This is a genomic window from Lentzea sp. NEAU-D7, assembly GCF_026242055.1.
GTDB lineage: Bacteria > Actinomycetota > Actinomycetes > Mycobacteriales > Pseudonocardiaceae > Lentzea.
The window spans coordinates 42,957-56,410 of sequence record NZ_JAPJDL010000001.1; the positions used below are offsets into that span (position 1 = coordinate 42,957).

General features: G+C 72.1%; 15 protein-coding genes. 10 read left to right on the plus strand and 5 right to left on the minus strand.

The window, feature by feature from the left end; translation table 11 throughout:
- Positions 1-25 precede the first annotated feature (25 nt).
- A complete protein-coding gene (locus ORI60_RS00100) occupies positions 26-493 on the minus strand; it encodes a winged helix-turn-helix transcriptional regulator (RefSeq protein WP_266032441.1) in 468 nt (155 codons plus the stop codon).
- An 88-nt stretch (positions 494-581) separates the two neighbouring features.
- Between ORI60_RS00100 and ORI60_RS00105 the strand changes: the two genes are divergently transcribed.
- Both ORI60_RS00105 and ORI60_RS00110 read left to right on the plus strand, forming a co-directional pair.
- A complete protein-coding gene (locus ORI60_RS00105; protein WP_266032442.1) occupies positions 582-1,268 on the plus strand; it encodes a nitroreductase in 687 nt (228 codons plus the stop codon).
- A 64-nt stretch (positions 1,269-1,332) separates the two neighbouring features.
- Positions 1,333-2,151: an SDR family oxidoreductase gene (locus ORI60_RS00110; RefSeq protein WP_266032443.1), complete on the plus strand. Its 819-nt coding sequence runs from the start codon at positions 1,333-1,335 to the stop codon at positions 2,149-2,151.
- Between the two features lie 15 nt (positions 2,152-2,166).
- Here ORI60_RS00110 and ORI60_RS00115 read toward each other — a convergent pair whose 3' ends face one another.
- Entirely contained in the window at positions 2,167-2,499 is a 333-nt protein-coding gene (locus ORI60_RS00115; RefSeq protein WP_266032444.1) for a hypothetical protein, read from the minus strand.
- Between the two features lie 119 nt (positions 2,500-2,618).
- Between ORI60_RS00115 and ORI60_RS00120 the strand changes: the two genes are divergently transcribed.
- Together ORI60_RS00120 and ORI60_RS00125 are read left to right on the plus strand one after the other, a co-directional pair.
- On the plus strand, positions 2,619-3,146 hold the full coding sequence (locus tag ORI60_RS00120) for an SRPBCC family protein (protein ID WP_266032445.1): 528 nt from the start codon (positions 2,619-2,621) through the stop codon (positions 3,144-3,146).
- 75 nt (positions 3,147-3,221) lie between these two features.
- Positions 3,222-3,386, plus strand: coding sequence for a hypothetical protein (locus ORI60_RS00125; protein WP_266032446.1), 165 nt, complete (start codon positions 3,222-3,224; stop codon positions 3,384-3,386).
- 175 nt (positions 3,387-3,561) lie between these two features.
- Here the strand turns inward: ORI60_RS00125 and ORI60_RS00130 are convergent, their stop codons facing one another.
- From ORI60_RS00130 to ORI60_RS00140, 3 genes are all read right to left on the minus strand, one after another.
- Entirely contained in the window at positions 3,562-5,310 is a 1,749-nt protein-coding gene (locus tag ORI60_RS00130; RefSeq protein WP_266032447.1) for an ABC transporter permease subunit, read from the minus strand.
- Positions 5,310-6,806 (minus strand): ABC transporter substrate-binding protein, encoded by a 1,497-nt coding sequence (locus ORI60_RS00135; protein WP_266032448.1) that lies wholly within the window; start codon positions 6,804-6,806, stop codon positions 5,310-5,312. The genes ORI60_RS00130 and ORI60_RS00135 overlap by 1 nt, the downstream gene beginning before the upstream one ends.
- Before the next feature lie 83 nt (positions 6,807-6,889).
- A complete protein-coding gene (locus ORI60_RS00140) occupies positions 6,890-7,144 on the minus strand; it encodes a hypothetical protein (protein WP_266032449.1) in 255 nt (84 codons plus the stop codon).
- A 235-nt stretch (positions 7,145-7,379) separates the two neighbouring features.
- Here ORI60_RS00140 and ORI60_RS00145 point away from each other — a divergent pair, with 235 nt between their 5' ends.
- From ORI60_RS00145 to ORI60_RS00170, 6 genes are read left to right on the plus strand one after another with little or no spacing between them, the layout of a single operon-like run.
- Positions 7,380-8,630 (plus strand): ATP-grasp domain-containing protein, encoded by a 1,251-nt coding sequence (locus ORI60_RS00145; protein ID WP_266032450.1) that lies wholly within the window; start codon positions 7,380-7,382, stop codon positions 8,628-8,630.
- The gene (locus tag ORI60_RS00150; RefSeq protein ID WP_266032451.1) at positions 8,627-9,421 is read left to right on the plus strand and encodes a Rossmann-like domain-containing protein; all 795 of its coding nucleotides are present in this window, start codon (positions 8,627-8,629) and stop codon (positions 9,419-9,421) included. The genes ORI60_RS00145 and ORI60_RS00150 overlap by 4 nt, the downstream gene beginning before the upstream one ends.
- A complete protein-coding gene (locus ORI60_RS00155) occupies positions 9,418-10,476 on the plus strand; it encodes a PLP-dependent cysteine synthase family protein (RefSeq protein WP_266032452.1) in 1,059 nt (352 codons plus the stop codon). Before ORI60_RS00150 ends, ORI60_RS00155 begins: the two co-directional genes overlap by 4 nt.
- On the plus strand, positions 10,473-11,501 hold the full coding sequence (locus ORI60_RS00160; RefSeq protein WP_266032454.1) for a dipeptide epimerase: 1,029 nt from the start codon (positions 10,473-10,475) through the stop codon (positions 11,499-11,501). Before ORI60_RS00155 ends, ORI60_RS00160 begins: the two co-directional genes overlap by 4 nt.
- The gene (locus ORI60_RS00165) at positions 11,498-12,670 is read left to right on the plus strand and encodes an MFS transporter (protein WP_266032456.1); all 1,173 of its coding nucleotides are present in this window, start codon (positions 11,498-11,500) and stop codon (positions 12,668-12,670) included. The genes ORI60_RS00160 and ORI60_RS00165 overlap by 4 nt, the downstream gene beginning before the upstream one ends.
- The gene (locus ORI60_RS00170; protein WP_266032457.1) at positions 12,667-13,452 is read left to right on the plus strand and encodes a class I SAM-dependent methyltransferase; all 786 of its coding nucleotides are present in this window, start codon (positions 12,667-12,669) and stop codon (positions 13,450-13,452) included. Before ORI60_RS00165 ends, ORI60_RS00170 begins: the two co-directional genes overlap by 4 nt.
- Positions 13,453-13,454 lie beyond the last annotated feature (2 nt).

The following is a 13,454-nucleotide window of genomic DNA, read 5'->3' on the forward strand; positions in this document are numbered from 1 at the left end:
GCCCGGCCATCGCGGCCGGGCGGCCCTAGCCCTGCGCATCGACCTGCGCCAGCAGACCGGGACCGGCCTCGGGCAGAACGTCGTGCGCCGTCATCGGTTCTCCGCAGCAGTCGCACGCCAGCGTGACCCGCGCTTCGCCCGTGCACTCGCGGTGCCGGTAGTGGACGGGCGGTCCGTCAGGCGCCATGTAGGTGTCGCCCCAGTCCTTGATGGCCATCAGGATCGGGTACAGGTCGTGCCCCTTGCGGCTCAGCCGGTACTCGGCGTGGTCGCCGTCGGCGGCCTGCTGCCGCACCAGGATCCCGTGCTCCACCAGCCGGCCGAGCCGGTCCTGCAGGCGGCTGCGCGGGATTCCCAGGTTGCTCTGGAACGCGTTGAACCGGCGCACACCCGCGAACGCCTCCTTCAGGATCAGCAACGTCCACCTGTCCCCCAGCACCACCAGCGGGCGGGTGATCGAGCAGGGCAGGTCGGCGAGCTGTTCGTACCGCATGCGCCGACCCTAACCGAAGATGGTCTCTTTTCGAGACTGCGCCGTGCTAGCGTCGGTCTCGAAAAGAGACCATCTCCGGAGGTTCCCTGTGAGCACGGCCCCTGACCTGCACGAGGCGCTGCACCGGCTGCTCACCGAGCGGTGGACCTGCCGCCAGTTCCTGCCCGAGCCGGTCCCGAGGAACACCATCGAGCAGGTGCTCGCCCTCGCCCAGCGCACCCCGTCCTGGTGCAACACCCAGCCGTGGCACGTGACCGTGACCGAAGGCGCCGCGACGGACAGACTGCGCACGCGGCTGCTCGAACACCTGCAGAAGAACCCTGGCCAGCCGGACTTCCCCTTTCCCACCCAGTACACGGGCGTCTACCAGGAACGCCGCCGGGAGTGCGGCAAGCAGCTCTACACCAGCCTCGGCATCGAACGCGGTGACCACGAGCGCACCGCCCGCCAGATGCTGCGCAACTTCGAGCTGTTCGACGCGCCGCACGTAGCGATCATCACCACCGAGGCCGACCTCGGCGTCTACGGCGCGATCGACTGCGGCCTCTACCTCAACTCGTTCCTGCTCGCCGCCCAGAGCCTCGGCCTGGCCGCGGCACCGCAGGCCGCGCTCGCGGGGTACTCCGGCTTCCTGCGCGAGCACTTCGAGCTCCCGGACACCAGGCGCGTCGTCGTCGGAGTCTCGTTCGGCCACCCCGACCCGGCGCATCCGGCCAACGGCTTCCGCACCACCCGCGCGACCCCCGACACCGCCGTGACGTGGCACTCCACGTGACACGTCTCCAGGTGTCGTCGCGTCGGGTGTGTTTCGACGGCACAAAGGGCGCGATACTCCTGCCATGACGGCGAAAGCAGGCGCGGTCGTGACCGGGGCCGGTCGCGGTGTGGGCAAACTGGTCGCGCGGATGCTGGTCGAACGCGGCTACACGGTGCTGGTCACCGACGTCGACGAAGCCACCGCGACCGCGACGGCCGCCGAGATCGGCGCGACCGCGCGGGTCCTCGACGTGCGGGACGACGCGGCCGTGGAAGCGGCACGAGACGACATCGTCGCCCGCGCGGGCCGCCTCGACGTCTGGGTCAACAACGCGGGCGTCCTGGTGACCGGCCCCGCCTGGGAGCAGGACGCCGCCACCCGCAGGCTGATGATCGAGGTCAACACCCTCGGAACCATCAACGGAACGGTCGCGGCGATCCAGGCCATGCGCGGCCACGGCGGCGGGCACGTCGTGAACATCGTGTCCCTTGCGGGCATCACGGCCGTCGTGGGCGAAGCGGTGTACGCCGCCTCCAAGCACGCGGCCATCGGCTTCAGCCTCAGCACCCTCGCCGACCTCCGGCAGGCGGGCGTTCGGGACGTCGACATCTCGTGCGTCTGCCCGGACGGCATCTGGACGCCGATGCTCCACGACAAACTCGACGACCCGTCGGCCGCGCTGTCGTTCTCCGGCACGCTGCTGCGGCCCGCCGACATCGCCGCCGCGGTCGCCGCCGTGCTCGACCGGCCGAGGCCGGTCACCACCGTTCCGCGGTGGCGCGGAGCGCTGGCCCGGTTCGCCGACACGTTTCCCCGCTTCGGGCTGCGGGCGATTCCGTTCATGGTGGCGCAAGGGCGGCGGACCCAGCGCAAGCTCTTGGCGCGCGGCCTGGAAGGCTGATCTGCCGAACAGGTCTCACCCGTCCGAACTGGGCCAGGTGGCTGCCAGCGCGAGCAACCGGTCAACGAAGGCGTCTACGCCGCACCGTTCCGGGTCGAGCCCGAAGTGGTCCTCGATCTCGGTCCACAGGTACTCCGACAGCGAGGCACGGGTGGTCCCGCGGGTGAGTCTGTCCCAGAGCGGGGCGAGGAGGCAGTCGTACTCGTCGTCCACGACGTCGGCGACGCCGATCGGATCCCACTCGTTGAGCAGGTGGCGCAGGCAGGCTCGACGGTGGCCGTGCACGTCGGGGTTGTCGATCATCCAGAACGCCGTGACGTGGCGCCACCGGTGAGGAGATGGTGGCACGACGCTATTCAACGGCCGTCCACGGTGTCAACGTCGATTCAGGCTGCTCGACGTGCCGGGGCGTCGGCGGCCGCGAACCCGCGCGCCGACGCGATTTCCAAAGAGCCGAAGCTGTTAGCGTGCCTCGATTCACCCGAGAACTGGAGCGCTCCGCCATGAAGTACACCGTCTCGTTGGAGATCGCCCTGCCGCGCGAGCGGGTCGCCCAACTGCTCGCCGACCCGGAGCACCTGCCGAAGTGGCTGCGGGGCATGGTGCTGCACGAACCGCTGAGCGGAGTGCACGGACAGGTCGGCACCAAGTCACGAGTGGTGATGCAGACGGGGCAGCAGAAGTTCGAAGCCACCGAGACCATCACTCGCCGGGAACCGGCCGACCTGCACAACATCCCGAAAGAGAGCGTTGTCCTCTTCGAACGCGAGATCGCCGGCAAGGGCATGTGGAGCGTCGCGCGCGAACTGCTGACCGAGACCGGTCCGGAGACGACGCTCTGGGTGAGCGAGAACGAGTACCGGTTCAGTGGCGTGATGATGCGGCTGGTGGGGCTCCTCATGCCGGGCGCGTTCCGCAAGCAGTCGCTGCAGCACATGCAGGACTTCAAGGCGTTCGCGGAGCACGGAAACGACATCCGCGAGACGAACGGCTGAAATACCGGCCGCGCATGTCGAACAGAGGCGTTGGCGGCAAGGGATCACTCATCAGATCTGACTTGAAGGAGTGAGATGGATCCGAGGGTTCGCAACGGCATGGTGGCGATGTTCCTGGTGAGTGCCGCCGGAGTGGCCACCCTGCTGCTCGAATGGCCCCTGATCGTGCCGATCGTGCTGTTCCTCTGCGCATGTCTGGCGGGCGCGTACGTGGTGAAGCAGTCGCTGCGGCGCCGCTGACGCGCGGCCGGACAGGCCCTGCTGTGACGGCGGGATCAGCCGGACAGCGGCGATCGCGCCGTTGAGGCCGTTGGTGGTTTCGCAGTTCTCGTCGAACGCTTGCCAGGTGGCCGCGGCCTGGGCGGCGGGGCCCCGCCGATGACCGCAGCGCCGTCCGCCGGAAGATGTGGGTCGATCAACCGGTTGACGGCACCGCGGACCGTGTGATCCGGGCGGAAGCCAGCGCGGACAACGACATCGCGAGGACGGCGACGAGCAGCAGCATCACCGCGGGGCTCAGCGCCGCCAGCGGTGCCCGTTCGATGTACGGCAGCGACTCCGCGAGCATCAGGCCCCACTCCGGAGCGGGTGGCTGGGCGCCGAGACCGAGGAAACCCAGTGAGGCCAACGCCAGCGCGATGCCGGGCAGCCGCAGGAGGGCGTTGCGGGCGACGGGGCCGGCGACGGCCGGGAGCACGTGGCGGAGCTCGATCCGGGACGGTGACGCGCCGAGCGCGCGATGGGCCTTGATGTAGGTGGCCGCCCGCGTCTGTTCCACCAGCGCGGCGGCGTGTGCGGCGAGGGCGGGCCACGAGACCAGCGCGACGGCCAGCGAGGCGCCGAACGTGCCGGGGCCCAGCACCGCGGCCACGAGGATGCCGGCGATCACGGGCGGCACCGCGTTCGCCGCCTCCGCCAGGCCGCGGGCGGTGTTCGGCAGGAAGCCGATGGCCAGGGCGACCACGTACGAGCAGGCGCAGACGGCGGCGGCCACGCCGATCGTCGCCGGTGCGCCGTGCGCGACCCGTGCCAGGACGTCGCGGCCGAGTCCGTCGGTGCCCAGCGGATGTGCCCAGGCCGGTGCCGCCAGCCTGGCCGCGGCGTCGATCCGCAGTGGATCGCGCAGCAGGCCCCAGGCGATCACCACCGCCATCAGCGCGGCGGCCCCCAGGGGAATGGCGACGTGCAGCCTGGTCGGCACCCACCGCGCGTGCGGCGGCAACGACAGCGCGGCGTCCCGCAGCGCGGGACCGAGCATGCGCCGGCGGACCGCGCCGACGACCGCGCCGGCCAGCAGGCCCAGCAGGAGAAGCGCGAGCACGCATCCCTGCAGCATCGGCACGTCCTGCGCTCTGGCCGCCCCGAGCGCCGCGCGCCCGATGCCGGGCACCGCGAAGACGGCTTCCACCGCCACGGCACCGCCGGTCAGACCGACCACCGCGAGACCTGCCTGGGGCAGCAACGGCGGCAGGGCGCGCCGGAGCGCTCCGCGGACGAGAACCGGGCGGTCACACCCCCACGACCTCCACACCGCCACCCACGGTTCCCGGAAGACCGCCGGCAGCACGTCGTTGAGCAGCGTGCCGAGCACGGCGCCTCCGGGAACGCCGAGAGCGAGCGCGGGCAGCACGAGGTGAAGCGGGCCGTCCCAGCCGTACGGCGGAAACCAGCCCAGCCACACCGACAGGGACACCAGCAGCACCGCGGCCAGCAGGAACTCGGGCAGCGCGGCCAGTGCGGCGCCCGCACCTCCGGTCGTCGCGGCCGCATCGCCGCGGGCGCCTCGCAGCAAGGTCGGCAGGCAGAGGGCCGATGCCACCACGAGCACCACGAGCAGCGCCGCGCCCATCAGCGTCAGGGAGACTCCGAGACCGGACAGCACGCTCGGCAGCACCTCCGCTCCGTTGATCCACGACCGGCCGAGGTCGCCTCGCAGCAGCCCGAGCACCCACCGCGTGAGCACGGTGGCGGGACCGGCGTCGAGCCCGAGCTGCTGCCGGACCGCGTCCAGGGCCTCCCCCGTCGGCTCCTGCTCCGCCGACAGCGCGCGCAGGACCGACAACGCAGGATCACGCCCCGACAGCCACGGCAGGAGTCCCACCACGGCGGTGATCAGTGCGACCGCACCGCAGCGGGAAGCCAGGACCCGCAACGACTCCGTCATCACTTCACGTGCGTGGCGGAGGTGACGAGCGCGCGTTCCCGCGGGTCCTTCACCGAGTCGGCGACCGACGTCGCGTCGCCCTGGATCACGCGCTCGTGCAGCATCGGGATGGCGGCGTCGGTCCGCAGCACGGCCGCCTCGGCTTCGAGGATCGCCGCACGGCGCTGGTCGCCGGCTTCGGCGCCCTCGGCCTTGCGCACGGCCTGGTCGACGTTCTCGTCGCACAGCCGGGCGATGTTGAACGAGCCGGCGCAGGTGAAGTCCGACTTCAGGTAGGCGACGGGGTCACCGGAGTCGAGCACGGTGGCCCTGGAGAGGATGAACGCGTCGAACTTGCCGGCCAGCATGTCCTGCTCGATGTGGGCGTACTCGCGCACGACCTGGTTCACCTTGAACCCGGCGTCCTGGAGCTGTTGCTGCACAAGAGAAGCGACCTCGGGCAGCTCGGCGCGGTCGGTGAAGGTCGCCAGGGTGATCGTGGCGCCGTCCGCCCGGCCGGCGGTGACGCGGCCGGTCACCTCCTTCCTGGCCTGGACCGTCCACGGCAGCGCCGGCCCGAGCAGTCCCTTGGCGACGTCGGCGCGGTTCTCGTAGACCGTGCCGGCGATCTGGCCGCGGTCGATCGTCTCCCGGACCGCGGCGCGCAGCGCGGGGTCCGCGAACGGGCCGGACTTCGTGTTGAGGTACAGCGTGTTGGTGCGCGGCATCGGCACCTCGCTGACGGTCCGCGCGTCGAGCAGCGCGGCCTGCGACACCGGGACCGCCTCGGCGATGTGCGCCTCACCGCTGCGGATCGCCGCCGCGCGCGCGGTGCCGTCCGGCACGAACGACACGTCGATGCCCGCGGCCTTCGCCTTGTCTCCCCAGTAGCCGTCGTAACGGTCGAGGGTGGCGCTGGTGGTGCCGTTGACCCGCACGAGCCGGAACGGCCCGCTGCCGGTGCCCACCGGGGTGACCTTGCCGTCCGCCGCGTACGCGCTCTCGGCCAGAATGGACAGTTGCGGAGACGACAAGCGCTGCGGCAGCAACGGATCCGGCGTGCCCGTCGTGACGACCAGCTTGTCCCCCTGCACGGCCGCGGTCAGCGCGACGCCGTCGAGGATGCGCGGCTTCGGCACCGCCTTCGCCGACCTGGTGAGGGTGTTCACGGCGACCGCGGCCGTCAGGACGCTGCCGTCGTGGAAACTCACCCCCGGCCGGACGGTGAACTCCCAGGCGGTGTCCGATGTGCGCCGCCACTCGGTGGCGAGCCCGGGGCGGGCGTCCCCGTTGCCGTCCAGCGTCACCAGCGTCTCCGCGGTGGACCAGCGCGACAGCTTGAACGCGTCGTCGCTGAACGGCGACAGGCCGGAACGCGGCGGCTGCATCATGGCCAGCTTGATCCGGTGGTCTCCGGACGGACCGGCCGTCTGCCCGGCCCCGGCGGCGAAGCACCCGGCGAGGAGGACCGAGACGGCGGACAGTCCGACGGCGGCCAGCGGCGCGCGGAGGTGCATGTGAGCTTCCTGTCGTCATGAGAGCGTTAACACGGTGACGTTAGCTCATGACAATCATTTGCATCTAGCTCACGAGGTCCACGTCACGTGGCGCGGCGCCCGCTGCCGATCAGGGTGGCGGCGTCGAGCCCCGTCACGCCGGCATCCCGCAGCGACGTCAGATAGAGCGCGCGCACGGTGTCCCACCGGTCCGCGGGCACCTTCTCCAGGGCACCGCGGGACCCGGATCCGATGATCACCTGCCAGGCCACCTCGGGAGTCGTCAGCGCCGGTGCCACAGCAGGCGTCGAGAACGCGCTCCTCCGGCCGCGGATCCCGGTCTGCCGGTCCTCAGCCATGCGCCCCTCACTCTGATCCTGTGTGGACAGTCGTCCTCGCGCCCGGGGAAACGCGGCCGCAGTGGTCCGACTGGCCGTCATGGCGGCTCCGGCGTTAGCCCGGCCGGACGCACCATCCGGCTCAGGCGCACCGCCTCCCCGTCTTTCCCGGGAGGGCGGTGTCGAAACGACATCGATAATGATTACCATGTTCTGTAGGTTCGGCCGCACGGCTCGCGACCGAGGAGGAGGACTGGTGGGTCACCTGTTGATGATCGAGAGCTGGGTCGGTGCCATGAGCTCGTTGCTGCCCAGGGCGGTCAACGAGTCGGGGCATCGCTTCACGTTCCTGACCCGCGATCTGCACCACTACCTGCGTGCGGCCCCGTCGCACCCGCACCCGTTGCTGGCCGCGGACAACGTGCTGACCGCGGAGACCAACGACGTGCCGGCGCTGCTCGACCACGTCGAACGGATGCACGCGGTCCTGCGCTTCGACGGTGTGATCTCCTCCTGCGACTACTACCTCCCGGCCGTCGCACGGGTCGCCGCCCACTTGGGCCTGCCCGGCCCCGATCCGCTCGCCGTGGAACGCGCCTGCCGCAAGGACCTCACCCGCACCACCCTGCGCGAGGCGGGTGTGCCGGGTCCCCGCTTCGCCCTCGCCGACGACTGGCCCGCGCTCGCCAAGGCCGCCGCGGAGCTGGGGTACCCGCTGGTGGTCAAGCCGGTCGACCTGTGCGCCGGGATGCACGTGCGCAAGGTGGCCGACGAGTCGGAGCTGCGCGAGGCGTTCGCCGCGATGGAGGCGTTCCCGGTCAACGCCCGCAACCAGCCCAGGGTCCGGACCGTGCTGGTGGAGGAACTGCTGACCGGGCCGGAGGTGAGCGTGGAGACCGTCACGGTGGACGGGACCACGCACGTCGTCGGCGTGACCGACAAGAGCATCGCGGGCGAGCCGTGGTTTGTGGAGAGCGGGCACATGTTCCCCGCCGACCTGCCCACCGCCGAGGCCGAGGCGGTCGCCGTCGCCGCGATCGAGGCGCTGGGCCTCGACCGCGGCGTCGCGCACACCGAGGTCAAGCTGACCTCCGACGGCCCGAAGCTCGTCGAGGTCAACCCGCGCCCGGCCGGCAACCAGATCACCGAACTGGTCCGCCGCGTCACCGGCGTCGACCTGCCCGCCGCGTACGCGCAGCTGGCCGTCGGTGAACGACCGGAACTCAGCCCCGCGGACACCGGTGTGCGCAGCGCGGCGATCTCCTTCGTCCTGCCCCGGCGTTCCGGGCTGGTCTCCGCCGTCCGCGGCGCCGAGGCGCTCGGCACCGCGCCGGACGTGGTGGACTGGTCGATCAAGCAGCCCGGCCACCGGGCGGGCGACCCGACCAGCAACAACAGCTACCTCGGCCACGTCGTGGTGACCGATCCGGCCGGCCTCGGCGCGCGTGCGCGGGCCGAGCAGCTCGTGGCCGGTCTGTCGGTCGACTACGCCGAGGTGCCCGCATGACGCTCACCGACCTCGTCGAGCTCGTCCGCGGCGGCGGGCTGGGCGCCGACCCGGCGGCGTGCACCGTGTCCGTCGGCTTCACCACCAGGCAGGGCGCCCGGCACGCCACGCGCGGGCAGTCGTACCGCAACACCGTGGTCAGCCTGCGCGTGGAGGAGGCGATCGGTTCCTGCGCCGTGGAGGACATCGCCGACGACGACGTGCACGCCTGCGTCGGGGCGACGGTCCTCGACCTGCTCGGCCACCCGCACCCGGCCATCCGCACCGCCGCGCTGGACGCGTACCTGGCGCACGTCCGCCCGCACCACCTGTACGCCACCAAGTCGCTCACCGTCGGTCCCGGCAGTTCCCTGGCCAAGTCCATGGCACGGGCGGAGGCCGTCGTGGACCTGCTTGACCCGTCACCGGGCGACCGGGTCCTCGTGGTCGGGGTGGTCAACTCGCTGCTGCACCACCTGCGGGAGCGAGGCGCCACCTACGTGCCGTGCGACCTCAAGGGCGGCCACACCGAGTGGGACGAGCCGATCGCCACGGACGCGGAGAGCGCGCTCGACGCGTGCGATCTCGTGCTGGCATCGGGGATGACGGTCGGCAACGGCACGTTCGAACCGCTGCTGCGGCGCGCCGCAGCAGCGGGCAAGCCGATGGTCCTGTTCGCACAGACAGCCAGCGCGATCCTGCCGTGGTTCATCGGAACCGGCGTGCGCGCCGTGTCAGCCGAGCCGTACCCGTTCTTCTGGCTCGACGGCGGCCCCACCACGATCCACCACCACACGGAGCGCCCGTCGTGACGGTCCCCCGCCAGAACCGGCACCTGCTCGACCTCCTAGGACGGAGCCCGGTCGCCCGCATCGACGCACCGCTGCCACACCGGCACGGCGGTTTCTGGGCCAAGCTCGAATGCCTGAGCGCCGGCGGCATGAAAGCGCGCGGCGCCGTGTCCATGCTGCGCGCCGCCCGTGAACGCGGTGAGCTGCGCCCCGGCGCCGTGGTCGTCGAGTCGACCAGCGGCACGCTGGGGCTCGGCCTCGCGTTCGCCTGCCAGGCCTTCGGCCACCCGGTGGTCCTGGTGGTGGACAGCGAACTGGAGCCGTCGATGCGCGCCCTGCTCCGCGCCCACGGGGCCCGCCTGGAGGTGGTCGACCGGCCACACCCGGTCGGTGGATGGCAGCAGGCTCGATTGGACCGGCTCCAAGCCGTGTTGCGCGAGTACCCCGACGTCTACTGGCCCGACCAGTACAACAACCCCGACAACCCCGGCGGGTACGCGGAGCTGGCCCGGGAACTGGTGGAGCAGCTCGACCCCGTCGACGTGCTGGTGTGCAGCGTGGGCACCGGCGGGCACAGCGCCGGCGTCGTCCGCGAGCTGCGCCGGTACTGGCCCGGCGTGCGGCTGATCGGCGTGGACGCCGTCGGCTCCACGATCTTCGGCCAACCCGCGCGGCCCAGGGTGATGCGCGGGCTGGGCAGCAGCATCCACCCCCGCAACGTCGCCTACGCCGAGTTCGACGAGGTCCACTGGCTCGGCCCGGTCGAGGTGGTGGACGCCTGCCGCCGGCTCGCCAGGGACGCCTTCGTCACCGGCGGCTGGAGCAGCGGCGCCGTCGCGCTGGTCGCCGCCTGGGCGGCCAGGGTCGAGCCCGGCGCGGTGGTGGCGACCGTCTTCCCCGACGGCCCACACCGCTACCTCGGCACGATCTTCGACGACGACTTCTGCCACGCCCGCGACCTGCTCGGGCCCGCCGCTGACCGGCCGGTGGAGATCGGCGACCCGCACCACGTCGAGGCGACGGGCTGGACGCGTTCCCGCTCGGTCGTCGCGCCACGGGCGGCGGTGCTCGCGTGAAGATCGACTGGGAGGTCTACGGACTCGACCTGGACACGCCGCTGCGCATCTCCAGGTCCGTCATGTCCCGCCGGGACGCCGTGCGGGTCGTCGTGACGCACGACGGTCTACAAGGCCACGGCGAAGTGGTGACCAGCGTCTACTACCGGCTCGACGTGGAGGCGATCACGTCGCTGCTGAGCCGGTTGCGGCCCGTCCTCGCCGACGCGGGCTCGCCGGAGACCGCGCTCGACGTCCTGCACGCGGACACCGCGATCCCGGCGGGTGTGCGGGCAGCGGTCGACGCGGCGTTGCACGACCTGCTCGGCCTGCGCGGCGACGTGCCGGTGCACGCGCTCGCCGGCGTCCCGCACTGGCACGACACCCCGACCGCGTACACCATCGGCATCACCACACCCGAGGACGCGGCGGCCAGGGCCGCCGCGCTGACCGGGCGCGGGTTCTCCGTGCTCAAGGTCAAGGCCGGGGCCGATCCGGAACGGGACGTCGCCGTGGTGGCGGCGGTCCGGGCCGCCGCGCCGGACACCCGGCTGGTGCTCGACCCCAACGGCGGGTGGAGCCCGGACGAGGCGGTGCGGGTGGTGGAGCGGATCTCCGCGGCCGGGGTCGTGCTCGACGCGGTGGAGCAGCCGATCCCGCCCGGCGACCCGGACGCGCTGGCGTGGGTCCGGAAGCGCTGCCCGGCGCCGCTGGTCGCCGACGAGGACGCCGCCACGGTCGCCGACGTGCGCAGGCTGGCGGGCGCGGTGGACGGCGTCAACGTCAAGCTCGCCAAGTGCGGCGGCCTGCGCCCGGCGCTGGAGATCATCGCCGCCGCCCGCGAGGGCGGGCTGGACGTGATGCTCGGCTGCCTCGTGGCCAGTTCGCTCGGCATCGCGCCCGCGGTCCACCTCGCCGGGCACGCCCGGTGGGCCGACCTCGACGGGCACCTGCTGCTGGCCCACGACCCGTGGTCCGGACTCGGTGGCGAGGACGGCATCCTGCGGCTGTCCGGGGTGCCGGGCCTGGGCGTGGTGCGGCGATGAGCCGGTTCGCGCTGCCGGTGCGGTTGCTGCTGGTCAACCAGTTCGCCGTGAACACCGGTTTCTACCTGCTCATCCCCTACCTCGCCGTGCACCTGGGCGACCTGGGCATGTCCGCCGCGGTGATCGGCGTGGTGCTCGGCGTGCGGACGCTGAGCCAGCAGGGCCTGTTCCTGGTCGGAGGCACCGCCTCGGACCGGCTGGGACCGCGGACCGTCATCCTCGCCGGCTGCGCGCTGCGCGCGGTGGGGTTCGGGCTCTTCGCGATCGGCGACTCGCTCGCGGTGGTGCTGGCCGCGTCGGTGCTCAGCGGGCTCGCGGGCGCGCTGTTCAACCCGGCGGTGCGAGCGTACATCGCGTTGGAGGCGGGCGAGGCGCGGACCGAGGCCTTCGCCCGGTTCAACGTCCACGCCCAGGCGGGCGCGCTGTTCGGCCCGGTGCTCGGCAGTCTGCTGCTGTTGTGGGACTTCCGGATCGCCGCGGTCGTGGCGGCCGGGATCTTCGCGGCGCTGACGATCGCCCAGGCCGTCGTGCTGCCCGCCCGTCCGGCCACCCGCCGGGGCGGGTCGGTGCTCGGCGACTGGCGCGAGTGCCTGGCGAACCGCCGGTTCGTGGCGTTCACCTGCGTGCTGAGCGGGATGTTCGTGCTGCAGAACCAGCTCTACCTGCTGCTGCCCATCCAGGCGCAGACTGCCACCGGATCGGCGGGCGTGGTCGCCGCGCTGTTCGTCGTGTCCACGGTCGCCACGCTGCTGTTCCAGGTGCGCATCACCCGTCTGCTGTCGGACCGCGCGCGGGGACCGGCGATCGCTGCGGGCCTCGCCGTCATGGGCGCGGGCTTCGCCGTGCCGGCGCTGTGGTCCGGCCTCGTGCCGGTGCTGGTGGCCACGCTCGCGCTGGCCGTCGGCGTGATGATCGCGAACCCGCTCGTCTACGACCTGATCCCCTCGTTCGGCCCGGAAAGTCTGGCGGGCACCCAGTTCGGCGTGTTCTACCTCGGGTCCGGGCTGGCCGCCGCCCTGGGCAACACCGCGATCGGCTGGGTCATCGGATTCGGTGACCGGCTCGCGTCCCTGGTGTGCGTGGCGATCGGGCTCCTCAGCGCCGCCGGGGTCGCGTGGCTGCACCGCCGCGGCGCGCTCACGCCACGACAGCCGGAGGTCGCCCGATGAACCTGCTCACCGACAACCCCGAGCTGTACGAGCACCAGTTCCCCGATCCCGATCACGTCGCGGCCCGGTTCGTGCACGACGTGGTGACCCGGTTCGGCGGCGGACGGGACCTGCTCGACATCGGCTGCGGCACCGGCCGCGACGCCGGCTGGTTGGCCCGCAACGGTTATCGGGTCTCCGGAGTGGACAGTTCGGAGAACATGCTCGCGTACGTGCGCGAGCACCACCCGGCGGTCGACGTGACGCCGGGAGACATGCGCTCCTTCGACCTGGGCCGTCGTTTCGACGTCATCACGTGCCTGGACAGCGCGATGCTGTACTGCCACACCAACGCAGACCTCGACGCGTTCCTCGGCCGCTGCCGGGCACACCTGTCCCCCGGCGGTCTGTTCGTGGCGGAGATGCGCAACGGCGCGTTCTTCCTCGGCAACACCGAACTCCTCGACGGCGTGCGCACTCGCTCGGTGACGTGGCGGGACATCGAGTACACCTCGCACACCGAGCTGTGGATCGACCACGCCGCCCAGTTGCTGCGCCGCCGGCGCGCGTGGGAGTGGGCCGAGCGCGCCGAACCGCTCGTGCAGCGGTCGGCCTGGCGGCTGCTGTTCCCGCAGGAGCTGCGCCACCTGCTCGACCTCGCCGGGTTCGACGTGCTCGCCCTGTTCGACGAGCCCGGTCCCCGCACCGACCAGCCCTGGACCGCCGACGCCCCGCTGAGCGGCGCGCTGTCCGGCGACCGCCTCCACGTCGTGGCCCGCCTCCGCCGAAGCGGGTGCCAGTGAAA

Bases quoted from the DNA above. Each gene is read 5' to 3' on its own strand.
- ORI60_RS00125 (WP_266032446.1), top strand. From the start codon at position 3,222: ATGGATCCGAGGGTTCGCAACGGCATGGTGGCGATGTTCCTGGTGAGT.
- ORI60_RS00130 (WP_266032447.1), bottom strand. From the start codon at position 5,310: ATGACGGAGTCGTTGCGGGTCCTGGCTTCCCGCTGCGGTGCGGTCGCA.
- ORI60_RS00135 (WP_266032448.1), bottom strand. From the start codon at position 6,806: ATGCACCTCCGCGCGCCGCTGGCCGCCGTCGGACTGTCCGCCGTCTCG.
- ORI60_RS00140 (WP_266032449.1), bottom strand. From the start codon at position 7,144: ATGGCTGAGGACCGGCAGACCGGGATCCGCGGCCGGAGGAGCGCGTTC.
- ORI60_RS00150 (WP_266032451.1), top strand. From the start codon at position 8,627: ATGACGCTCACCGACCTCGTCGAGCTCGTCCGCGGCGGCGGGCTGGGC.
- ORI60_RS00110 (WP_266032443.1), top strand. From the start codon at position 1,333: ATGACGGCGAAAGCAGGCGCGGTCGTGACCGGGGCCGGTCGCGGTGTG.
- ORI60_RS00165 (WP_266032456.1), top strand. From the start codon at position 11,498: ATGAGCCGGTTCGCGCTGCCGGTGCGGTTGCTGCTGGTCAACCAGTTC.
- ORI60_RS00100 (WP_266032441.1), bottom strand. From the start codon at position 493: ATGCGGTACGAACAGCTCGCCGACCTGCCCTGCTCGATCACCCGCCCG.
- ORI60_RS00170 (WP_266032457.1), top strand. From the start codon at position 12,667: ATGAACCTGCTCACCGACAACCCCGAGCTGTACGAGCACCAGTTCCCC.